The sequence below is a fragment of the Microbacterium sp. AC132 genome (genome assembly GCF_979258525.1).
Genome location: NZ_OZ409862.1, coordinates 1,743,539 through 1,764,235, shown reverse-complemented (window position 1 = coordinate 1,764,235; position 20,697 = coordinate 1,743,539). Strand labels below are relative to the sequence as shown.

Genomic DNA, 20,697 nt, shown 5'->3' with positions numbered 1-20,697 from the left:
TGCGCACTCCAGCCGACGCACCCTCCGATAACGCCCCCGAATCTAGCGACGGCAGTCGGAGTCCGGGCGTACGCCGCGCTGGCGCCTGTGAAATACCTGAATGCGATGCGACGGCATGTCAACCCCGTCGCCACATCGGCACGCTTGTCCGTACTGTTCCGGGATGACTTCCGACACCGCCACGACGCCGGAGGAGCCCACTCGCCTGCGTCGCGCCATCACCGGCCCCCTGCTGTTCGCCTTCATCCTGGGCGACGTGCTCGGCGCCGGCATCTACGCCCTGATGGGTGTGCTGTCCGAGAAGGTCGGCGGGATGCTGTGGGCACCGCTGCTTCTCGCTCTCCTGCTCGCGCTGCTGACCGCGGGGTCGTACGCCGAGCTGGTCACCAAGTATCCGCGCGCCGGCGGGGCATCCGTCTTCGCGGAGCGCGCCTTCCACAGCCCCGTCGTGTCGTTCCTGGTCGGGTTCAGCATGCTCGCGGCCGGCGTGACGAGCGCCGCGGGCCTGGCGATCGCGTTCGCCGGCGACTACCTCGGCACGTTCTTCGACCTGCCGACCATTCCCGTCGCGATCGTCTTCCTCGCGATCGTCGGAGCACTCAACGCCCGCGGCATCCGTGAGTCGCTCGGCGCGAATCTGGTGATGACGGCGATCGAGCTGAGCGGTCTCGTGATCGTGATCGTCGTGGTCGGGATGTTCGTGGTCGGCGGCGGCGGCGACGCCTCGCGGCTGACTCAGACGCCCGAGGGGACGCCCGTCGCCCTAGCGGTCCTGTCGGGAGCGGTGATCGCCTACTACTCCTTCGTCGGCTTCGAGACCTCGGCGAACATGATCGAAGAGGTCAAGAATCCGCGGCGCACCTATCCGCGAGCCCTCTTCGGCGCGCTCTTCACCGCCGGTGCGGTGTACGTGCTCGTGGGGGTCGCGAGTTCCATCGCACTGCCGGCGTCCGAGTTGCAGGAGTCGAGCGGACCGCTGCTGTCGGTCGTCGAGGCCGCGGGTGCCAGCATCCCCTCCTGGCTGTTCAGCCTGATCGCCCTGATCGCGGTGGCGAACGGTGCACTGCTCACGATGATCATGGTGAGCCGCCTGACCTACGGGATGGCCGAGCAGAACCTGCTGCCCGCCGTGCTCGGCCGCGTGCTGCCGAATCGAAAGACCCCGTGGGTGGCGATCCTCACCACGACCCTCGTCGCGATGGGACTCACGCTCGTCGGCGATCTGGCGACGCTCGCCGAGACCGTCGTGCTGCTGCTGCTCTTCGTCTTCCTCAGCGTCAACGTCTCGGTGCTGGTGCTGCGACGTGACCGCGTCGAGCACGATCACTTCCGCATCTGGACGGTCATCCCGGTGCTGGGCATCGCCTCGTGCATCCTGCTGCTCACCCAGCAGCGAGGGGTCGTCTGGCTGTTCGGCGCGATCCTGCTGGCGGTCGGCGCCGTGCTGTACCTGCTCGCCCGCTGGGGCCGCAACCGCTCCGACCGTCGCGACCACGACGGAGCCCCGTCATCCACCACCACGAAGGAGAACGATGAGCACGCCTGATCTCACCCCCGACGCCGACGACGCCATGACGAGCGAGGAGAAGCGCCACGACCAGCTGACCGCGGCCCCTGATGCCACCGAGGCCGATGCCGCCCCGCGCATCGAGGTCTCGGAGCACGACGGGAACACCCGCATCGACATCCTCCCCGATGCCGCCGTGCGGCCGGGACCCGGACCCGGGGTCGAGGTCGACGACGAGCCCGAGCAGTAGGCGGAGCGGCGGCGAGAACGCGCGCGGGATCGCCCCCGCGATACTTCAGCGTTCCGATATATCACAACTCGCCCCTCGAAAGCAAGCTCTGAGCGTATGCTGACTCCGAGACCGCCTCCGCGGTCTCGGAGTCGGTGACCCGGACCCCGTCACCACGATCGGGGGGACGCCATGAGCATCACCACAGATCCGAGCACCGACACGCGGTCGGATGCCGAGCTCGCCGACGCGACGCGCAGCGGAGACGCCCGAGCGTTCGCCGTGCTGTGGCAGCGCCATTCCGAGGCGGGGCTCCGCGCGGCCCGCGCAGTGACGCGTTCCATCGACCCTGACGACCTCGTCAGCGAGGCCTTCACGAAGACGTTCAGCGCGATGCAGAACGGCGGCGGACCGACCGATGGCTTCCGGGCGTATCTCTACGCCGCCATCCGCAACGCCGCCGCGACGTGGGGCGGCAAGCAGAAGGACATCCCGATCGAGTTCATCGAGGAGATCCCCGATGAGGCCCCCGACGCGATCGAGCAGCTGTCGGACAAGACGATGCTCGCGGCGGCGTTCAAGAATCTGCCCGAGAACCACCGCACCCTGCTCTGGTACCTCGAGGTCGAGGGCATGAAGCCGCGCGAGATCGCTCCGCTGATGGGGCTGACTCCGAATGCCGTGTCTGCGCTCGCTCTCCGCGCTCGCGACGGATTCCGCCATGCTTGGCTGGATGCGCTCATCGCCGACCCTTCCCGTCCCGAGGAGTGTCGCTGGGCGTGCGGGCGGCTCGTGCGCCGCTCTCGCCGCCCGGTGAGTCGGCACGAGCGCCCCCGCCTCGAGTCCCATCTCGAAGGGTGCGCCGGCTGCACGATCATCGCGCGAGACATCGACACGGCCTCGTCGAAGCTGCGAGCCGTGCTGCTGCCCCTCGCACTCGGCAGCGCCGGCGCCGCCGCCTACGCCGCTCTCGAGCCCGGCGCGGCAGCGAGCGCCTCCGTCATCGGACCGTCCGCCGCACTGCGGACCCGCCGCGTGCTCACCATCGGGATCGCCGCGGGAAGCGCGGTCGCCCTCGCGGCGACGGTCGCCGTGGCGATGGTCGCCCCCTGGTCGCAACCGGCGGCAGACGGCGACCGTGGTGAGGCGTCCGGGCCCGCCGCCCGACCCATCGCCCCGACTCCCGGTGCCACACCCGCGACGGACGACGACACGTCACCGACGCCCCCACCTGTCGCACCGCTCATTCCTGCTCCGGTGGAGCCGCCAGTGCAGCCGGTCGTCGAGACGACTCGGCAGGACACACCTGTGCGCGCCGTTCCGGAGCCGCCGAGCGCCCCGGTGGCCGCACCGCCGGCGGCGGGCCCTCCGGCGACCAGACCCCCCGTGGCGACCCCGCCGGTCGAGGTCCCGCCGGTCGAGACCCCGCCCGTGTTCGCGATCGGTCCGGACGGGTGGGACACCAGCAGTCCCCTCGCTGTCTCGGTGAGCGGCACCGGCATCCCCGGCAGCATGGTCGCCGTCATCGACGAGCTCGGCTCCGTCCTCGCCCAGGCGACGGTCGACGACGACGGTGAGTTCACGCTCTCCGTCGCGGGAGGCGAACTGAGGCAGGGCATGACGCTCACGGCCCAGCACACCTCACCCTCCGGCGACGTGGACCTCAGCGAGCCGGTCGGACCCCTCGCATTCCCCGTGCCGGTCATCTCCGGTGATCAGCCCCGCCCCCACCTCGAGCGGGGGGATGCTGACGCCGACGGCGAGCAGGACGACGCGCTCGTCACTCTCGAGGGCATCCCGGGCGGCTGGGTGCAGGTCGCCGTCGACGGCGTCGTGGTGCCCCACCTCATCGCCATCGACGAGGTGTCCTCCGACGACTACATCCCCGACATCCATCTCGGATTCCACCTGCTCACTCTGCAATACGTCGATGCGGAGTCGGGCGTCACCGGTCCTGGAGCCGAGTACGCGGTCGTCGTCACCCCGGGCGGCAAGTGACGTCCGGGCACGGATCCGACCGGAATATTGGTTGCGGCGTCAGGAACGGGCGTCGTCAGCGTCTTGATAGTGGGACGAGAAGCCGGCCCTGGGGACCTGAGTCGACTTCGTGTCCGAGAGCTCGCGTTCCCCTACGGACGCGGCACTCGCGGGTGGGGCTGCTCCCCAGTCCCACCCGCATTCCCTTCCGCACCCGTGGGGGGGCCTACAGCCAGCCCTTGCGCTTGAACGCCCAATAGAGCCCGACGCCCATCGCCAGCATCAGAGCGACCGCCATGGGGTATCCGAGCGTCCAATGCAGCTCGGGCATGTGGTCGAAGTTCATGCCGTACACTGTGCCGACGAGCGTCGGGGCGAACAGGATCGCCGCCCAGCCCGAGATCTTCTTGACCTCGTCGTTCTGGCGGATGCTCAACTCGGTCATCCGCCGCATCTCCTCGTTCTGCCGCCGCGCCACGATCGTGGACTCGACGGTCAGCGCGTTGTCGAGCACCGTGCGGAAGGTGTTCGCGCGCTCCGACACGCGCAGGGTGTGGTCGAGCACGTCGCGCAGGTACCGCTGCAGCTCCTCGTCGACCTCGTACTTCGTCGAACCTCGCAGCAGCGAGTCCAGCATGCCCGCGAGAGGCTGCACCGCGCGCTGGAAGTCGATCACCTCACGACCGAGTTCGTAGATGCGCTGCGTCGCGTCGACCTCGTCCTCGAAGAGCTGGCTCTCGATCTCGTCGATGTCGTTCTCGAGTCCCGACAGCACGGGTGCGTACTCGTCGACGACCTCGTCGAGGATCGCATAGAGCACCGCCTCCGGACCGAGCTTCAGCAGACCGGGGTCGTCTTCGAGTCGGCGTCGCACCCGCCCCAGGTCGGGAGACTCCGCGTGGCGGATCGTCACCACGAAGTCGGGCCCCACGAGCACATGGATCTCGCCGAACTCGACCTCCTCCGCGGCATCCAGATACCGGGCGGATCGCAGCACCATGAACAGCACGTCTCCGTACCGCTCGAGCTTCGACCGCTGGTGACCCGAGAGCGCATCCTCGACGACGAGAGCGTGGATGCCGAACTCGTCGGCGACCTCGCGGATCTCGGCCTCGCTCGGCCGGTACAGACCTATCCAGCTCATGCCGCCGCGTTCGCGCAGCACCTCGAACGTCTCACTGAGGCTCCGCGGATTCTCGGTGCGGACACCGTCGACGTAGATCGCGTTGTCGATGATCGCCATCGGCGTTCCCTTCGTCGGTATGCCGCGGCGGTCGTGCGCCGGGCCCTAGGCGGCCGGCGGTGCGACGCAGGCGACCGCCGAGTCCGTGATGGCCTGGTGATACTGCTCGGCCGTGAACGGAAGCCCGAACTCGGGAGCGGTCTCACCCGCGGCTGCAGGCACCTTTGAGGCGATCGCCGCGAGCTCCCACGCCAGGTACATCGCGGTCGTCGCGCCGGTCGTCGAGTTGTTCAGCGACACTGCGACCGTGAAGCCCGTCTCGGGGTCGGAGAACGCCGACGTCTGATACCCGGGAGTCCAGCCCGCCTGTCCGACCATCGAGCCGACGAGCAGAGCCCCGCCCGTGGCCTGGAGCCAGGAGGGAGCCTGGGGGCCCTGCGGCAGGGGAGCTCCGAAGCGGTTCGGCTCGTCCTTCGTGCGCAGCTTCTGCGCGGCTTCGGCCTGGGCGTACCGACCGAGATCCTCGATCGTCGACACGACGCCGGAGTCGGTGTAGCCGGTGCTCGACGAGAGCGTGGTGATGTCGACCGGGGCCGCACAGTCGTACCCGCCTTCGACGGGTGTCAGGTAGTGCCCGTTCATGACCGGTCCGTCAGAGGGCGGGGCCGGGGCCGGCGAAGGCAGCGACGTCGCCGAGAGACCGAGCGGCTGGGTCACGTACTCGGCGATCAGCTCGGAGGCCGTGCGGCCGGACGCCCGCTCGAGTGCGAGTCCGAGCAGCAGGTAGCCGGCATCCGAGTTCGTGTAGGTCGTCTTCGGAGTGGTGCGCGGGGCGCCGAGGCCGTACGCCGCGAGCTCGAGGGGTGCCCACACGCGCTCGGGGGTGGTGAGCCATGCGGCCTGCGCGGTCGCCTCGGACGAGCCGACGCCGCTCGTGCTGTTGCACAGGTCGAGCAGCGTGATGTCCTTCATGTCAGCGACGCCCGAGACGTGGTCGGGCACGGGGTCGTCGAGATCGACCACGCCGTCATCGGCCAGACCGTAGAGCACGTCGCACGTCATGAGACGCGTCATGTCCGCGATCCGGAGGGACATGTCGGTGCTGATCTCTTCGTCGCCGCCGGGGGTCTGGGTGCCGAGACCGGCGACCCAGCTGCCGCTCCACGGAGCCCACACGCCCACGACGGCGCCCGAGGCACCCGATGCGGCGAGCGCGTTGGTGATGGCCGCCTCCATGGCGGCGACCGTGTCGTCAGGCAGAGGGCCGTCGACCTGGGACGGAGGCTGGTAGCTGAACTCCGGTTCGGCCGTGCAGCCGGTGAGGAAGAGCCCGAGCGCGGCTGCGCCGGCCACTGCTGCGCGGAACGTGCGCGACGAGAGAAGCTGCATGAAAGGGGACCCCCGGAAGACGTGTCTCCCGAGTCTAGAACGCCCATCCTGAAAGAAAGGCATCACCGAACGCCGTTTAGGGTGATCACCATGCCCCACACGTTCGATGCCGACGTCGTCTCCGCGATCCTCCGCCACATGAACGGCGACCACACCGATGACAATCTGCTCATCACGCGCGCCTTCGCGCCGGCCGAAGGGTCTCAGTCGGACGAGATCACCGACGCCGTGATGACGGACCTCGACGGCGACGGCGGAGTCTGGAAGGTCACCCGCTCCGGCGAGGCCTCCGAGATTCGCATCCCCTGGCCCTCCGGTCCGATCACGGAGCGCCCCGCCGTGCGCCGCGAGGTCGTCGCGCTCTACGATCTCGCCTGCGAGAAGCTCGGGGTCGAGCCGCGTCCGCACGCATGACGCTCGGCTCACCGAGGGGTTTCCTTTCAGGTTAGGCGACCCTTACACTGGGCACATGTCCGAGATCCTCTCCTTCTCCGCAGCCCTCCGTGAGCGCTCCTCCGGTTCGCACTCGCGCAGCGAGGGTGCCGGCTTCATGTCCGACCTGCTCAAGGGCGAAGGATCGCGCGAGGACTACATCGCGCTCGTCGCGCAGCACTACTTCATCTACGAAGCCCTCGAGGGCGCGGGCGAGCGCATGCGCCAGGACCCCGTGGCATCCGTCTTCCTCAGCGACAAGCTGACCCGCCTGCCCGCGCTCGAGGCCGACCTCGAGTTCCTCCTCGGGGCGCACTGGCGCGATGTGATCGTCGCGCTGCCGACCACGCAGCGCTACGTCGAGCGCATCCGCCAGGTCGGGGCGACCTGGGCCGGTGGCTTCGTCGCGCATCACTACACGCGCTACCTCGGCGATCTGTCGGGCGGCATCTTCATCGGACGCGTCATGGCACGCCGCTTCGGCTTCGAGACCAACGGCATCGGCTTCTATCTTTTCGACGACATCGCCGACCCGTCGGCGTTCAAGGACGTCTACCGCGAGCAGCTCGACTCCGCCCCCTGGGACGACGCCGAGCGCGAGCGCGTGATCGACGAGGTCCTGCTCGCCTACCGGTTCAACACCGAGCTCTTCGAAGACCTCGACCGCGCACGCGTCGCCGCCTGACGACGAACGGGCTCAGCCCTTCCCGACCTCGGGAGTGGATGCCGCGAGCCACGCGTCGCGCATGAAGCGGCGCACATCCTCGTCGACGCGGATGTCGCTCGGGCGCAGCGCCCTCGACAGGTAGAGCCCGTCGAGGGACGTGAGCCGAGACAGCGCCACATAGGTCTGCCCTGGAGCGAAGGCGCCTGAGCCGAGGTCGATGATCGCGCGGTCGTACGTCTTGCCCTGCGACTTGTGGATCGTGACCGCCCACGCGAGGCGCAGCGGGAACTGGGTGAACTCGGCCACGACGTCACGGCTCAGCTTCTTGGTGCTCGGCTCGTAGGAGTATCGGAACCGCTCCCAGACCGCGGGCTCGACGTCGACCTCTTCGCCGTCGATCTCGACGCGCACGGTCTCTCCGAGGATCCGCACGACCGTGCCGATCGTGCCGTTCACCCACCGCGGCGGCTCGCCCGACATCGAGGTGTCGTTGCGGAGGAACATCACCTGCGCGCCGATCTTGAGCTTGAGCTCCGACTCGGCCGGCAGCGACGCCTCGCCCTTCCCGAACTCGCCGCTGACCTCGGCACGCGCCGTCTGCTCCTTGCCGGGCAGCGCTGCGAGGTGGCGGCTGTTGATGGTGTTCACGATGTCGTTGCGGGTGGCGAGGGTGATCATCGGCACCTCTCCCGGCTCCGGGTCCGGTGGTGTGCGCGCGCCCTGCGTGTTCAGCACTCCCGCGATCTCCGCGGTGACTCGCCCGTACCGCACCGCGTTCAGCATCGCCTTGAAACCGTCATCCGACTGCCGGTGGATCTGCACGAGCTCGCGCACGTGCAGCTGGGCCCGGGTGTCGACGGCGAACAGTCCCCCGTCGTCCTCGTCACCCTCACCGCCGGCCGGACCCGCCCAGACCTTGGCGTCGAAGAACCAGAACGAGCGGTAGTGGTCCTTGACGTAGCGCAGCTCGTCGCCGCGCGGCGGCACGGGAGCCAGCTGATACGGATCGCCGAACATCACGATCTGCACTCCGCCGAACGGGATGCCCCGCTTGCCCCGCGCCTGACGGAGCGAACGGTCGATCGCATCCATCAGGTCGGCGTTGACCATCGAGATCTCGTCGATCACGAGCGTCTCGATCGCATTGAGAATCCGTCGCGTGTTGTCGTTCTGATCGATGTCCGAGTCGCCGATCAGTCCGATCGGCAGCCGGAACAGGGAGTGGATCGTCTGACCCTCGACGTTGAGCGCGGCGACGCCGGTCGGCGCGCAGATGGCGATCTGCTTCTTGGTGTTCCACGAGAAGTACTGCAACAGCGTCGACTTGCCGGTGCCCGCTCGACCGGTGATGAAGACGTGCTCGCTGGTGTCCTCGATCAACCGGAACAGCTCTTGCTGCTCTTCGGACAGGGCGGGAAGCGACACGGTTCTCTCACACGGACGGAGGCGGGAATGCACGGCGAGACCGTGCCTCCCCATGCTACGTGGCGGCGCCGCCCGGCATCCGAGGAACACAGCGATCGCGGCCGACGCACACCGACTCACGCACGGCGTCGTCCCAGGCCACGCTTCTAGACTGACGCCATGCAGCAGGTCGAGACGAAGGCGCCCCGGCGCTCGCGCCTCGCTGCCGATCTCGCGCTCCTCGCGGTCATCGGCCTCGTGCTCGTCGCCGCTCTCGGTGCAGGTGGAGCCACCCTGTACCAGCAGTTCTACGGGCCGTCGGCGTTCGTCGTGCGCTACCTCGACCTGCTCTCGGAAGGACGAGCGGCTGACGCTCTGCGCGTGCCCGGCGTCGCGATCGATCGGGAGACCCTCGAGATCGCCGGCATCGGAGCCACGGCGTCGGAGGCGCTGCTGCGTCACTCGGCACTCGCGCCGCTCACCGACGTGGAGGTGCAGTCGGAACAGGCCGACGAGTCCGGCAAGACCGAGGTGACCGTGTCGTACGAGGCGAGCGGGCACGCCGGCACCACCACCTTCACCGTCGAGCAGGACGGCTGGGCGGGGGTCACCCCCAACTGGCGCTTCACGACGAGCCCGCTGGCCGTGGTCGAGCTCACGGTGCGCGGTGCCGATCAGTTCGCCGTCAACGGCTTCGAGATGGATCGCCGCCAGGTCTCACCCGCCGGGGCGGAGGCCGCACCCCTCGATCCCCTTCCCCTGCTGGTCTTCACGCCGGGGCTGTACTCGGTCACCGTCGACACTGCGATCGCGGAGTCCGAGGGCATCGGCGTCCTCGCCGACACCCCGCTCGCCACCACGCCCGTCGACGTGCAGACCGAGCCCACCTCGGACTTCGTCGCGGTGGTGCAGCAGCGGGTCGAGGAGTTCCTCACCGCCTGCACGACGCAGGAGGTGCTGCAGCCGACCGCCTGCCCGTTCGGCCTCGAGGTCTCCAACCGCCTCGCCTCGCTGCCGAAGTGGTCGATCGCCGCACAACCGCAGGTGAGCGTCGTGCCCGACGGCGGACACTGGAAGATCCCTCCGACGGATGCCGTCGCGCACGTCGACGTCGAGATCCGCTCGCTCTTCGACGGCTCGGTTCAGGAGCGGTCGGAGGACGTCCCGTTCCAGGTGAACGGATCGATCACGATCCTCCCCGACGGCAAGGTATCCATCCGGGTCGGATCCCCCGACGAGGAGTCCACGGGCTGACGCCCGCCGGGAGCACGGTCACCGCGCGTCGCGCTCCGCCTGACGCAGGTCGCGCTCGGCGAGAGCCGCGAGCTTCTGGTTGTACTCCTCGAGCTCGGCCTCGCCCGTGCGGTCTGCATGCCGGTCGCGGCGCTTCTGCAGCTTGGTGTCGCTGCGGCTCCACTGGATCGCCACGGTGATCGCGAGGATCAGAGTCGGGATCTCTCCGATCGACCACGCGATGCCGCCGCCGATGTACTGATCCTCGATGGGCGTCGGGCCCCAGGTGCGACCCATCGACCCGAACCAGTCGGCGACCATCAGCCCCTCCTGCATCATGATCGCGACGCCGAAGAAGGCGTGCATGGCCATGATGGCGATCAGGGTGATGAGGCGCCCCGGGTAGGGCAGACGGTAGGGCACCGGGTCGGCGCCGACCAGGCTCAGCACGAACAGGTAGCCGGAGATGAGGAAATGCGCGACCATCCACTCGTGGCCGAGGTGCTCGAACATCGACCAGCGCACCAGGTCGGTGAAGTAGAACGCCCACAGCGACAGGATGAAGATGCCCGCCGCCACGAACGGGTGGGTGACGACCTTCGAGAACGGCGAGTGCACGGCCCACATGATCCATTCGCGACCACCGCGGGTGCCGTCGTCGCGCTTGTGGATCGCTCGAAGGGCCAGCGTGACCGGCGCCCCCGAGACCAGCAGCAGCGGGATCGCCATCGACAGCATCATGTGCCCCAGCATGTGCACGCTGAAGAGATACTCCTGATACGCGTTGATCGGGCCGCCCGTGACCCAGAGCAGCATCAGCATTCCCAGCACCCAGAACACGGTGCGGTGGATCGGCCAGCGGTCGCCACGGAGCCGCAGTCGGCGCACGCCGGCGAGGTAGAGGAAGAGGCCGAACCCGGCGGCCACCAGCCAGAGCACGTCGATGTCCCACGCCGTGAACCAGCGGTCGATCGTGAACTCCGGCGGCAGCGGGGAGCGGGTGAGGTTCTCGGCGGGGGTCTGCACGAACGCCGCCTCCTCGCCGGTGGGCGGGGGCGTGCGCGCGAGCGCGGCGGCAGCTCCCGAGGCCAGACCCATCAGAGCGACCTCGCACAGCACCAGCATCCAGAACCAGCGCGCGGATCCGTCGTCCTCGAGCCGAGGGATCAGGCGGGTGCGATACCAGGCGCCCAGCATTCCCATACCGACGAGGAGCACGACCTTCGCGAGCAGGATGGTGCCGTACGGCGTCCAGAGCTGCGAGATGTCGCCGAACGAGACGACGGAGCGGGCGAGACCCGAGATCGCGACGACGGCGAACGCGGCGATCGCGAGACTCGAATAGCGGCTCACCAGCTGCGCCGTGCCCACGCCCGAGCGGTCGCGCAGGATCACGACGAGCAGCAGGCCGCCGAGCCACACCGCCGCGCCGATCGTGTGCAGCAGGATCGAGTTCACCGCGATGTTGTGACCGGCGAGCTCCCCGGAGTGACCCTGCGTCGCCAGCGGAAGGAAGGATGCCGCGGCGAGGATCGCCGTGATGAGCGTCGGCGTCCACGTGCGCCACGCGAACGCGAGCACGGTGATCACCGAACCCATGATGGTGGTGATCAGCCATGACTGACCGAGCGGCAGCTGCAGCAGGAATCGTCCGAGCTGCTCACCGAACTCGCGCTCGGCGCTCAGCTGCGGGTTGAAGGCCGCCATGAAGGTGAAGAATCCGCTGATGCCGGCGGTGACCGTGAAGACGGCAGCGCCCGCCGAGGCCGTGTTGAGCGCCGTGTCGAATGACTTCTCCTCGCTGCGCAGGGCGAACAGCGCCAGCACGAGCGAACCCAGCATCGCCGCGGCCGCGATGTTCATCACGAGCTTGACGATGGGGGTGGCCCAGCGCACGAAGGGACCCGGATCCTGCAGCAGCAGCGGAGCCGCGCCTCCGCCGATCACGAGGGCGAAGATCACGCCGATCAGTCCGGTCGCGAGCAGGATGCCGATTCCGGCCGCGCGATACGCGGAGCGGGTCGGGGTCTGCACGGCGCGGGCACTCACCCCTCCAGCCTAAGCCGCGGATCCGGGGAGGACGCACGAAGGCCGCCCCCGACGGATCGGGAGCGGCCTTCGAAGAGGTGCGGTCTTACTTGACGGCAGCCTTGAGCTTGGAACCAGCGGTCACCTTGACGCGGTGGCCGGCCGGGATCTTGATCTCGGCGCCGGTCTGCGGGTTGCGGCCCGTGCGAGCTGCGGTCGCGACCTGCTCGAACGAGATCCAGCCCGGGATCGAGACCTTGCTGCCCTTGGCAACAGCGTCGGAGACCGAGGAGAACAGCGCGTCGAGGACACCCGAGACGGTGGCCTGGCTCTGGCCGGTGGCAGAAGCGATGCTCGCGACGAGCTCGGTCTTGGTGATGGACTTGTCAGCCATGTCATCCTCCAGCGACGAGGTTCCCGTCGCATCGTTGTGGTTCAGAGGGCTGCTGCCCTCCGTTGGTCGAGTGACCGCCTTGAATGTACCAACCACCACCCACATTTCCGCGTCATTTCGCGGGTTTTGGGCTTTTCGGCGGCGTGTCGTGGGGCAGAAGTGACGAATGTGACTCGTGGGGCATCGATTTCAGCGCGCCTGTCGGCCTCATCGTGGGAAGGAGATCTCTTGCCGCGAAGGCTCGGAATCACCGTTCGATCCTTGCGTGAGAGAGATCTCCTTCGCTCGGCGCGCGCAGGTCAGCCCGGGCGACGACGCGTCTCAGGTCGGTTCGGCCGTCGTCGTGGCGGTCGGGGATGCGTCGTCGGCCGTGGCGGAGGCCATCGCGGCGCGGCGCTTCGCACGACGGGTGCGGGTCTCCTTCGACAACGGGTACCGGGCGTCCAGCCGGGGCTCGAGGACGATCCGACGCAGCGCAGTGAGGATCACGTACCCGCCCACCCAGTAGGACAGGAACAGCACGAGTCCATACGAGAACGTGAAGCTCAGCAGCGTGCACACGATGCCGATGCCGACATAGAGCCAGGTCCAGGCGTGGGCGATGCGATCACGCGCGGCCTGCTGGTCATCCGTGCGCTGCTGCAGCGAATCGACCCGGCTGCTGAGTGCCTCATCGTCGATCGTGGCGAAGAGGTCCCGCACCGGCACCTGCAGCGCATCCGCGACCAGAGACAGCGTCTCCAGGCTCGCATCCTGTCCGGCTTCCAGGCGCTGCACGGTTCTGAGTCCCACGCCGCTCTCGGTCGCCAGTCGTTCCTGAGTCCACCCCTGCGCCTGGCGCAGTTCCGTGATCCGTGTCGTGTTCATGTCCTCCATGCTCTCCAGCGGCCCCGATCCGCCGCCACGCCACCGAGCCGCCAGTCAGCCGCCAGCTGGCCGCCATCGACCCGCCGCCATCCGCCGCCCCGTCGCCGCGTCAGAGCGGGCGGTGGGCGGCGACCACCGAGCGCGCGGTGCGCTCGAACGCCGGCGTGACCCGCTCGTCTCCGTCGAGGTACCCGCCGACGAGCGCGGCGTCGCGCAGCAGCACGAGGGACGCCGCGACATCGACGGGGCTCTCGAGGCCGGCCTGCTCGGCGACGGCCTGGAGCGTCGAGCGGAACCACTCCCGGTGCTCGTCGATCAGCAGACGGACGGCACCGTCGGCATCCGGATACTCCGCTGCCGCGTTGATGAACGGGCAGCCACGCGTGTGTCGGAGGCGGATGTCGGCGGCGATGCCGTCGATCACGGCGTCGACCAGCTGCGCAGGATCCGTCACCGCCTCGCCCGCGTCGGCGAACATCGCGCGGAGCATCTCGTCTTCGTTGCGCAGGTACGCGAGGACGAGGTTCTCCTTGCCGCCGAACTGGTTGTAGAGCGTCGCCCTGGTGACCGCGGCCTCATCGATGATGCGGTCGACGCCGACCGCATGGATCCCCTCTTCGTAGAAGAGCCTGGTGGCGGTGTCGATCAGCCGGGTGCGGGCTGCGCTGGGCCGCTTCGGAGCCGTCGTCGGAGCGGAGGTGGAAGTCGTGGTCTTCATGATGATCCCTCTCATCGTGTCATCCGATTCGGGTTTTCGGGAATAGGTTGTGCTATATAGAACGTTCGGTCTACTATCAGCGTAACGCACTCGCACCGGGCGGGGCAGACATAGGAGAAGAAACGATGAACAGCACCGACAAGACCCCGATCGTCCTGATCCACGGACTCTGGATGACGCCGAAGAGCTGGGACACGTGGGCCGAGCGGTTCCGCGCGCAGGGCCACGAGGTGATCATCCCGGGATGGCCCGGGATCGACGACCGCTCCGTCGAGGACATCCGCCGCAACCCGTCGGCCCTCAAGGGGATCGGCCTGAAGCAGATCGCCGACAACTACGAGCGCGTCATCCGGGCGCTTCCGGTCAAGCCGATCATCATGGGCCACTCGTTCGGCGGCGTGCTCACCCAGATGCTCGCCGACCGCGGCCTCGGCGCCGCCTACGTGGGCGTGGCCCCGGGACAGACCGCCGGCGTCACCGCACTGCCCCTCTCGACCCTGTGGACCGGAACGCCGATCCTCTCCAACCCCTTCGGCATCAACGGAGCCAAGCCGCTGTCGAAGCGCCACTTCCACTTCACGTTCGGCAACGACCTCCCCCGCGCAGCATCCGACGCCCTCTGGGAGGAGTACGCCGTGAACTCCTACAACAAGGTCTTCTTCGAGGGCGTGACCTCGGTGCTCAACGAGAAGGGCGGAGTCACCCACGTCGACTACGCACGCGCCGACCGCGCCCCGCTGCTCGTCATCACCGGCGAGATCGACCACGTCGTGCCCCCGGCCATCGGACGCGCGATCGTGAAGAAGTACCACTCGTCCGGCAGCACCGCCATCGTCGAGTACAAGGAGTATGCGGGCCGCACCCACCGTCTCGTCAGCCAGGACGGCTGGGAGGAGATCGCCGACTACGCGCTCACCTGGGCGGTGGAGCACGCGACAGCATCCGTCGCCTGATGCGGGGCGCTGCGGCGCCTCGGAGCGCATCCGCGATACGGAGAACGCCTCGATGTGCGAAGGAGATCTCGCGCAGCGAAGGACTGGATGACGCATTCGGTCCTTCGCTGGGTGAGATCTCCTTCTCTGCAAGCGAGGACATCAGCCGAGATGCCTGCCCTGAGCGACAGCATCCATGATGATCGCCTGCACTTCTGGCCAGCGAGCCATGATCTGCTCGTATCCGAACCGCAGCACGTGATAGCCACGGAGCACGAGCTGTGCGTCATGCTCGATGTCAGCCGTCCGCTGTGCTCCGACGTGTGTCGCTCCGTCGATCTGAATCACCAGGCGCTCGCCGATCAGGAGGTCGACACGGTGTCCGTGCAGCCACGCCTGCTGCACCATCGCAAGACCCAACCACCGCAGCCTCGACACGAAGATCGTCTCGAGACCCGAGTCCGAGAACGGCCTGGCGGATTCGAGCAGCTCCCGGGCGGCGGGCGGCAGCTCGAATCGCGACAGCACACGCTCGTCGACGAGCCCCTTGTTCAGAGCCGACTCCCAGATCACCAGGGCGGTCTCTCTCGGCTGGCAGCGCGCCACCACGGCGAGGGTGTTGACGAGCCCGTCGACGGTGGAGTCGGGGTCGCGCTGAACCACCGGGCGCGACCAGTGGACGACGACCTGCGACGGCACCCGCACGCGGGCGGCATTCGGGCGGGCAGCCACGTGGACAGACGATGCGTTCGGCACCCACAACCCCATGCGCTCGGCTGCGGTGACGCAGGTGATGACGACCCCGCGAGTCGCGGCGCCCACGACGATCGGGTCGGCGTCGGGCAGCGCAATCCATCCTCGACGGATCGATCTCACCGCACCGAGCTCCTTCGCACGGCGCAGTGTGTGAGCGCTCACCCCGAGTGACCGAAGTCGCTCGACGCGCGCGATCCCACCCTGACGTTCGAGCTCGGTGACCGCATCCATCAGGCGATACTCCCCCGTGGTCGACTTCCGAGGCGGCCGCGCACCCGGCCCCTGTAGAGAACCGTGAACTCGGCCCCTCGGTGCAGAGCGACTGCTGCGAAGGAGATCTCATGCAATGAAGGAGCGAATGGCGCAGCATCCCCTTCTCAGCGAGAGATCCCCTTCGCAGCGAGGGCCGCAACCCGGGACGCGGATGCGGGACGCGGATGCGGGACGCGGATGCGGATGCGGGACACGAGTCGCGAATGCCGGGATGCGGATGCCGGGACACAGGCTCGGGGACAGCGAAAGGGGCGAGGATCCGAAGATCCTCGCCCCTTTCGGCTTGTCTGCTGAGACTTACCAGCTGGACTTGGTGACACCGGGCAGCTCGCCACGGTGTGCCATGTCACGGAAGCGGACGCGCGAGACGCCGAACTTCGTGAGGACACCGCGGGGGCGGCCGTCGATGACGTCGCGCGAACGCACGCGAGCCGGCGACGCGTTGCGCGGCAGCTTCTGCAGGCCGACGCGTGCGGCCTCGCGGGCCTCGTCGGTGGCGTTCGGGTCGACCAGGGTCTTCTTCAGCTCGGCGCGACGCTCTGCGTAACGCTCGACGATGACCTTGCGCTGCTCGTTGCGAGCGATCTTGCTCTTCTTAGCCATTGATCAACGCTCCTCTCGGAATTCGACGTGCTGACGGATGACCGGGTCGTACTTCTTGAGCACGAGGCGGTCGGGGGTGTTGCGGCGGTTCTTCTTGGTCACGTACGTGTAGCCCGTACCTGCCGTGGAGCGCAGCTTGATGATCGGACGTACGTCCTGAGCCTTCTTGGCCATTAGAGCTTCACACCCTTCGCCTGGAGGTCCTTGACCACGTTCTCGATGCCGCGGACGTCGATCACCTTGATGCCCTTGGCGGACACGTTGAGCGTGATCTTACGACCGAGCGAAGCGACGAAATAGGTCTTCTTCTGCACGTTCGGGTCGAAGCGACGCTTCGTCCGGCGGTGCGAGTGCGAGACGTTGTGACCGAAGCCGGGAACAGCTCCTGTCACCTGGCACACTGCTGCCATGATGTGACTCCTTCTATACCGTGAGACCGGACGGTCTCACCCAAGATCCCTTGTCTGCGCGCCACCCCGCATCGCCGATCTCTCGGCCGAAGAAGGGGAAGCACGCGAACTACGCACAGGAGTGTGCGCAGACAAAGAGTCAGTCTAGCACGACCCCGAGTCAGACCCGAACGACCTCGAGCAGCAGCGCCGCCCCCGGCGCGAGCAGGGGCAGGGGCACCCCGACCGCCTCGAAGAACGCGCCGGTCGCCTCGATCCCGGCATCCAGCCAGGCGGGATCCGAGACCTGATGCCGCGTCGCGGTTCCCAGCTCGTCCCGCACCCGCAGCCGGTAGCGCCCGCCGGGCTGCAGTCCGGGGATGCGGGTGCGCGGCGTGAACGCGTCGACCGACGCACCCTGCCGCACCCACGCGAACACACCGCGCGAGCCGTCGACCGCGACGACGCCGTGCAGCAGCGTCTCGTCGTCGACCTCGTCGCTGCGCACGGTGACCCCGGAGTGCAGCAGCGGCCGCAGCTCGCGATAGAGCGCCGTCCAGCGGGTCAGCGCCTCCCGCTCGTCATCCGTGCACCGCGTGATGTCCCACTCGATGCCAGCGTGCCCGAACAGCGCGGTGGCCATGCGGAACGGCAAGGATGCCGCGCGATGCGTCGTCTCGGCGACCGGCGGACCGACGTGAGACCCCACGACCTCCGGGGGCACGAGAGTGCCTGTCCAGCGCTGGATCTGCTGCCGTTCGATCGGATCGTTCGAGTCCGAGCCCCAGACGCGCTGGGTGCGCTGGAGCACCCCGAGGTCGACGCGGGCTCCGCCGCTCGCGCACGACTCGATCTCGAGAGAGGGATGCCGCTCGCGCAGCGCGTCGAGCAGGGCGTAGAAGGCGGCCGTCTGAGCATGCACGGACGCGCGGCCGGTGTGCGGCGACACCGCGGCGTGCAGGTCGCGGTTGTGGTCCCACTTGATGAAGTCGATGCCGATCTCGGAGACCAGGGCGTCGATGCGCTCCAGCAGGTGGGCCGCAGCATCCGGGTTCGCCAGGTCGAGCACCTTCTGATGCCGCCAGGTGGGCGCGTCGGGCGCGGCCTGCAGCACCCAGTCCGGATGCTGCGCGGCGAGGTCGGAGACCGGGTTCACCATCTCAGGCTCGAACCAGAGACCGAACTGCATCCCGAGACCGTGCACCTGATCGGCGAGCGGCCGCAGCCCCTCCGGCCACTTGGCGTCGTCGATGAACCAGTCGCCGAGTCCTGATCGGTCGTCGGGGCGTCCGCGGAACCATCCATCGTCGAGCACGAACCGCTCGACGCCGACGGATGCCGCAGCCTCGGCGAGCTCGATGATCTTCGCGGGGTCGTGGTCGAAGTACACGGCCTCCCAGGTGTTGAGCACGAGAGGGCGCGGCGTAGTGGGGTGTGCGGAGAACGCGCGGACGGTCTGATGCAGGCGGGCCGACACGGAGTCGAGCCCGCTCTCGCCGTAGGCGAGGAACACCTGCGGCGAGACGTAGGTCTCCCCCGCGCCGAGCCGGATCTCGCCGGGCAGCAGCAGTTCTCCCCCGCCGAGCACCGCCCCGTGAACGCCGGCGCCCTCGGGGAGCCTCTCGACGCCGACTTCGAGGTCCCCGCTCCACGCGACGTGCGCGGTCCACAGTTCCCCTCGGCGGAAGCCGAACCCGTCGGTGCCGATCGCGGTCAGGTACGGGGCGTCGTGGCCACCACGACCGCGGCGCACCTGACGCAGGTGCGCTCCGTGGCGCAGGGCACCTCGCTGTGGTCGCCGCTCGCCCGTCCAGCGTCCGGTGTGATCGAGCACCTCGGTCGCATGTGCGGGGATCGGCAGCAGGATGCGCGCGGCGAGCAGGTCGAGCGGCTCGGCAGCATCCGCCGTGCTCGTCACCGACACCTGGGCGGTGAGCACGCCGACGGCATCCAGCTCGAGATCGAGGACGACGGATGCGCCGGCCGCGGGATCCGCGAACTCCCCGCGCAGCGATGACTCCGTCGCCTTCCACCCGGTCGAGCGCAGCAGCGGCGCGCTGTGCAGCCCGCCGCGGTGCCAGGCGAGCGCCGGGGCGCCGGACCATCCGTCGGCTTCGACGGCCAGCAGCGGGACGGTGCGCGAGGCGTCGAACGAGCTGAACGTCACAGCCCCGGTCGACGACACCGCGAGTGCGTCGAGGTCGGCGGTGTCGAGCGCCGCGCCCCAGTGCAGCAGTCGCGCACTCGTCGTGTCGATGACGACGCTGACGCCGGCCGAGGTCAGGTGGACGAGTTCGCTCATTGCCGCTCCAGACGAAAAGGGGAGGCCCGCCCGTGAGCATACGGGCGGGCCTCCGAGAGGTGTTACTCCGTGACGGGGATCGATGCGGCCTTGAGCGCGTCGATGGTCGCCGTCTGGCCCTTCTCGATCGCGTCGAGCAGAGTGCCGTTGCCCGAGACCGCGGCCTTGAAACCGTCGGACACGTCCGAGTAGGTCTGGGTCATGGTCGGGCCCCACGCGAAGTCGGGCGAGACCTGGGTGGCGGCGTCGGCGAAGACGTCGTAGATCTTCTGTCCGCCGTAGAACTCGACGCCCTCGGCGTAGACCGGCAGCTCGAGACCGGCTGTCGTGGCCGGGTAGAGGTTGGCGGCCTCGGCGAGCGCGGTCAGCGCCTCATCCGACGTGTTGAGCCACAGCGCGAACTTCGTCGCCTCGTAGACGTGCTCGCTGCCCTTGAGGACAGCGGTCGACGACCCGCCCCAGTTGCCGGCCGCGGTGCCGCCGGCCTCCCACTGCGGCAGCGGTGCGACAGCCCAGGAGCCGGCGGTGTCGGGGGCTCCGCTGGAGATCGAGTTGGCGCCCCAGACGGCGGAGTTCCAGGTCCAGACCTGACCGGAGTTGTAGGCGTTGTTCCACTCGTCGGTCCAGGCGGGAACCGTGGCGACGAGGTCGTCGTCGAGCATGCTCTGCCAGAAGTCGGCGACCGTGGTGGTCGCGTCGTCGGCCAGCGACACCGTCCAGCCCTCGTCGTCGCTCGAGAACCACTGAGCGCCGTCCTGCCAGGCGAAGCCGGCGAACTGGTTGATGTCCGACTGCGAGAAGTTGGTGATGTATCCGCCGAGGTCACGGATCTTCACGGCCGCCTCGCGGTACTCGTCCCACGTGGTGGGGATCGCGATGCCGTTCTGCTCGAACAGGTCGGCGCGGTAGAACAGCGCCATGGGGCCGGTGTCCTGCGGAACGCCGTAGACGCCCTCGGTGCCGAGGGTGACCTGTCCCCAGGCCCAGTCGACGAACTGGTCCTCCGCGGCGACGACGTCCTCACAGCCGCTGAGGTCTTCGAGGCCGTCCTGCACGAGGAAGTTCGGCAGCGCGTCGTACTCGATCTGACCGAGGTCGGGCGCATCGCCGGCCTTGATCTGGTTGAAGAAGTTCTGGTACGTGCCGCCGTTGCCGTTCGGGCCGGTCTGCACGTCGACCTGGATCTCGGGGTTGGCCTCGTTCCAGATCTCGACGACGTCTTCGATGCCGGGGATCCAGGAGGTGAACTCGAGCGTGACGTCGCCGTCCGCCGGGGTGCACGCGGCGGCTTCGCCGCCGGTGCCGGAGCTGTCTCCGCCGGACGCCGAGCAACCGGCGAGCGCGAGTGCCGAGATGGCGATGACAGCGGCTGCCTTCATCTTCGAATGCTGCATTTCGATCCTTTCGTGGATGC

20 protein-coding genes are annotated in these 20,697 nt (G+C 68.5%); 7 read left to right on the top strand and 13 right to left on the bottom strand.

Going from position 1 to position 20,697, the window contains the following annotated elements; genetic code table 11:
* Positions 1 to 163 precede the first annotated feature (163 nt).
* The 3 genes from ACZZZQ_RS08335 (at position 164) to ACZZZQ_RS08325 (ending at position 3,734) form a co-directional block, all read left to right on the top strand.
* Positions 164 to 1,546 carry an APC family permease gene (locus ACZZZQ_RS08335; RefSeq protein ID WP_053098106.1) on the top strand — a complete coding sequence of 461 codons (1,383 nt, stop codon included), beginning with the start codon at positions 164 to 166 and terminating at the stop codon, positions 1,544 to 1,546.
* Positions 1,533 to 1,757 (top strand): hypothetical protein, encoded by a 225-nt coding sequence (locus tag ACZZZQ_RS08330; protein WP_053098107.1) that lies wholly within the window; start codon positions 1,533 to 1,535, stop codon positions 1,755 to 1,757. Before ACZZZQ_RS08335 ends, ACZZZQ_RS08330 begins: the two co-directional genes overlap by 14 nt.
* Before the next feature lie 171 nt (positions 1,758 to 1,928).
* Complete coding sequence (locus ACZZZQ_RS08325) at positions 1,929 to 3,734, top strand: sigma-70 family RNA polymerase sigma factor (RefSeq protein ID WP_463507320.1); 1,806 nt, start codon at positions 1,929 to 1,931, stop codon at positions 3,732 to 3,734.
* A gap of 205 nt (positions 3,735 to 3,939) precedes the next feature.
* On the opposite strand, the gene ACZZZQ_RS08320 is transcribed toward ACZZZQ_RS08325, so the two are convergent.
* Entirely contained in the window at positions 3,940 to 4,956 is a 1,017-nt protein-coding gene (locus tag ACZZZQ_RS08320; RefSeq protein ID WP_053098117.1) for a magnesium and cobalt transport protein CorA, read from the bottom strand.
* A 45-nt stretch (positions 4,957 to 5,001) separates the two neighbouring features.
* Positions 5,002 to 6,285, bottom strand: a complete 1,284-nt coding sequence (locus tag ACZZZQ_RS08315) for a serine hydrolase domain-containing protein (RefSeq protein WP_463507319.1) — start codon at positions 6,283 to 6,285, stop codon at positions 5,002 to 5,004.
* A gap of 90 nt (positions 6,286 to 6,375) precedes the next feature.
* Here ACZZZQ_RS08315 and ACZZZQ_RS08310 point away from each other — a divergent pair, with 90 nt between their 5' ends.
* Together ACZZZQ_RS08310 and ACZZZQ_RS08305 are read left to right on the top strand one after the other, a co-directional pair.
* The gene (locus ACZZZQ_RS08310; RefSeq protein WP_431738639.1) at positions 6,376 to 6,699 is read left to right on the top strand and encodes a DUF2470 domain-containing protein; all 324 of its coding nucleotides are present in this window, start codon (positions 6,376 to 6,378) and stop codon (positions 6,697 to 6,699) included.
* A gap of 55 nt (positions 6,700 to 6,754) precedes the next feature.
* Positions 6,755 to 7,402 (top strand): biliverdin-producing heme oxygenase, encoded by a 648-nt coding sequence (locus ACZZZQ_RS08305; RefSeq protein WP_053098119.1) that lies wholly within the window; start codon positions 6,755 to 6,757, stop codon positions 7,400 to 7,402.
* A gap of 12 nt (positions 7,403 to 7,414) precedes the next feature.
* On the opposite strand, the gene ACZZZQ_RS08300 is transcribed toward ACZZZQ_RS08305, so the two are convergent.
* Positions 7,415 to 8,809, bottom strand: coding sequence for an ATP-dependent DNA helicase (locus ACZZZQ_RS08300; RefSeq protein ID WP_463507318.1), 1,395 nt, complete (start codon positions 8,807 to 8,809; stop codon positions 7,415 to 7,417).
* Positions 8,810 to 8,968: 159 nt separating this feature from the next.
* Between ACZZZQ_RS08300 and ACZZZQ_RS08295 the strand changes: the two genes are divergently transcribed.
* The gene (locus ACZZZQ_RS08295; RefSeq protein ID WP_056275381.1) at positions 8,969 to 10,042 is read left to right on the top strand and encodes a hypothetical protein; all 1,074 of its coding nucleotides are present in this window, start codon (positions 8,969 to 8,971) and stop codon (positions 10,040 to 10,042) included.
* Between the two features lie 18 nt (positions 10,043 to 10,060).
* Here ACZZZQ_RS08295 and ACZZZQ_RS08290 read toward each other — a convergent pair whose 3' ends face one another.
* The 4 genes from ACZZZQ_RS08290 to ACZZZQ_RS08275 all read right to left on the bottom strand — a co-directional run bounded on the left by ACZZZQ_RS08290 (position 10,061) and on the right by ACZZZQ_RS08275 (position 14,028).
* Positions 10,061 to 12,070 carry a cytochrome c oxidase assembly protein gene (locus ACZZZQ_RS08290; RefSeq protein WP_463507317.1) on the bottom strand — a complete coding sequence of 670 codons (2,010 nt, stop codon included), beginning with the start codon at positions 12,068 to 12,070 and terminating at the stop codon, positions 10,061 to 10,063.
* A gap of 85 nt (positions 12,071 to 12,155) precedes the next feature.
* Positions 12,156 to 12,443 carry an HU family DNA-binding protein gene (locus ACZZZQ_RS08285; RefSeq protein WP_042541574.1) on the bottom strand — a complete coding sequence of 96 codons (288 nt, stop codon included), beginning with the start codon at positions 12,441 to 12,443 and terminating at the stop codon, positions 12,156 to 12,158.
* A gap of 321 nt (positions 12,444 to 12,764) precedes the next feature.
* Positions 12,765 to 13,310: a helix-turn-helix domain-containing protein gene (locus ACZZZQ_RS08280; protein WP_082586520.1), complete on the bottom strand. Its 546-nt coding sequence runs from the start codon at positions 13,308 to 13,310 to the stop codon at positions 12,765 to 12,767.
* A 109-nt stretch (positions 13,311 to 13,419) separates the two neighbouring features.
* The gene (locus tag ACZZZQ_RS08275; RefSeq protein WP_072592399.1) at positions 13,420 to 14,028 is read right to left on the bottom strand and encodes a TetR/AcrR family transcriptional regulator; all 609 of its coding nucleotides are present in this window, start codon (positions 14,026 to 14,028) and stop codon (positions 13,420 to 13,422) included.
* 125 nt (positions 14,029 to 14,153) lie between these two features.
* Between ACZZZQ_RS08275 and ACZZZQ_RS08270 the strand changes: the two genes are divergently transcribed.
* Positions 14,154 to 14,981: an alpha/beta hydrolase gene (locus tag ACZZZQ_RS08270; protein WP_463507316.1), complete on the top strand. Its 828-nt coding sequence runs from the start codon at positions 14,154 to 14,156 to the stop codon at positions 14,979 to 14,981.
* Positions 14,982 to 15,122: 141 nt separating this feature from the next.
* Here the strand turns inward: ACZZZQ_RS08270 and ACZZZQ_RS08265 are convergent, their stop codons facing one another.
* The 6 genes from ACZZZQ_RS08265 to ACZZZQ_RS08240 form a co-directional block, all read right to left on the bottom strand.
* Positions 15,123 to 15,947, bottom strand: coding sequence for an endonuclease domain-containing protein (locus ACZZZQ_RS08265; RefSeq protein ID WP_463507315.1), 825 nt, complete (start codon positions 15,945 to 15,947; stop codon positions 15,123 to 15,125).
* A gap of 339 nt (positions 15,948 to 16,286) precedes the next feature.
* Entirely contained in the window at positions 16,287 to 16,592 is a 306-nt protein-coding gene (rpsN, locus tag ACZZZQ_RS08260; protein ID WP_042540535.1) for a 30S ribosomal protein S14, read from the bottom strand.
* A gap of 3 nt (positions 16,593 to 16,595) precedes the next feature.
* A complete protein-coding gene (gene rpmG / locus ACZZZQ_RS08255) occupies positions 16,596 to 16,766 on the bottom strand; it encodes a 50S ribosomal protein L33 (RefSeq protein ID WP_017203558.1) in 171 nt (56 codons plus the stop codon).
* Positions 16,766 to 17,002: a 50S ribosomal protein L28 gene (gene rpmB, locus ACZZZQ_RS08250; RefSeq protein WP_042540533.1), complete on the bottom strand. Its 237-nt coding sequence runs from the start codon at positions 17,000 to 17,002 to the stop codon at positions 16,766 to 16,768. Before rpmB ends, rpmG begins: the two co-directional genes overlap by 1 nt.
* Before the next feature lie 160 nt (positions 17,003 to 17,162).
* Positions 17,163 to 19,283 (bottom strand): alpha-galactosidase, encoded by a 2,121-nt coding sequence (locus ACZZZQ_RS08245; protein WP_056275391.1) that lies wholly within the window; start codon positions 19,281 to 19,283, stop codon positions 17,163 to 17,165.
* Positions 19,284 to 19,345: 62 nt separating this feature from the next.
* Entirely contained in the window at positions 19,346 to 20,677 is a 1,332-nt protein-coding gene (locus ACZZZQ_RS08240; RefSeq protein WP_056275394.1) for an ABC transporter substrate-binding protein, read from the bottom strand.
* Positions 20,678 to 20,697: the final 20 nt, after the last annotated feature.

Coding starts and splice junctions, on each gene's coding strand:
- ACZZZQ_RS08335 (WP_053098106.1), top strand. CDS start 164: ATGACTTCCGACACCGCCACGACGCCGGAGGAGCCCACTCGCCTGCGT.
- ACZZZQ_RS08330 (WP_053098107.1), top strand. CDS start 1,533: ATGAGCACGCCTGATCTCACCCCCGACGCCGACGACGCCATGACGAGC.
- ACZZZQ_RS08325 (WP_463507320.1), top strand. CDS start 1,929: ATGAGCATCACCACAGATCCGAGCACCGACACGCGGTCGGATGCCGAG.
- ACZZZQ_RS08320 (WP_053098117.1), bottom strand. CDS start 4,956: ATGGCGATCATCGACAACGCGATCTACGTCGACGGTGTCCGCACCGAG.
- ACZZZQ_RS08315 (WP_463507319.1), bottom strand. CDS start 6,285: ATGCAGCTTCTCTCGTCGCGCACGTTCCGCGCAGCAGTGGCCGGCGCA.
- ACZZZQ_RS08310 (WP_431738639.1), top strand. CDS start 6,376: ATGCCCCACACGTTCGATGCCGACGTCGTCTCCGCGATCCTCCGCCAC.
- ACZZZQ_RS08305 (WP_053098119.1), top strand. CDS start 6,755: ATGTCCGAGATCCTCTCCTTCTCCGCAGCCCTCCGTGAGCGCTCCTCC.
- ACZZZQ_RS08295 (WP_056275381.1), top strand. CDS start 8,969: ATGCAGCAGGTCGAGACGAAGGCGCCCCGGCGCTCGCGCCTCGCTGCC.
- ACZZZQ_RS08285 (WP_042541574.1), bottom strand. CDS start 12,443: ATGGCTGACAAGTCCATCACCAAGACCGAGCTCGTCGCGAGCATCGCT.
- ACZZZQ_RS08280 (WP_082586520.1), bottom strand. CDS start 13,310: ATGAACACGACACGGATCACGGAACTGCGCCAGGCGCAGGGGTGGACT.
- ACZZZQ_RS08275 (WP_072592399.1), bottom strand. CDS start 14,028: ATGAAGACCACGACTTCCACCTCCGCTCCGACGACGGCTCCGAAGCGG.
- ACZZZQ_RS08270 (WP_463507316.1), top strand. CDS start 14,154: ATGAACAGCACCGACAAGACCCCGATCGTCCTGATCCACGGACTCTGG.
- ACZZZQ_RS08265 (WP_463507315.1), bottom strand. CDS start 15,947: ATGGATGCGGTCACCGAGCTCGAACGTCAGGGTGGGATCGCGCGCGTC.
- rpsN (WP_042540535.1), bottom strand. CDS start 16,592: ATGGCTAAGAAGAGCAAGATCGCTCGCAACGAGCAGCGCAAGGTCATC.
- rpmG (WP_017203558.1), bottom strand. CDS start 16,766: ATGGCCAAGAAGGCTCAGGACGTACGTCCGATCATCAAGCTGCGCTCC.
- rpmB (WP_042540533.1), bottom strand. CDS start 17,002: ATGGCAGCAGTGTGCCAGGTGACAGGAGCTGTTCCCGGCTTCGGTCAC.
- ACZZZQ_RS08245 (WP_056275391.1), bottom strand. CDS start 19,283: ATGAGCGAACTCGTCCACCTGACCTCGGCCGGCGTCAGCGTCGTCATC.
- ACZZZQ_RS08240 (WP_056275394.1), bottom strand. CDS start 20,677: ATGCAGCATTCGAAGATGAAGGCAGCCGCTGTCATCGCCATCTCGGCA.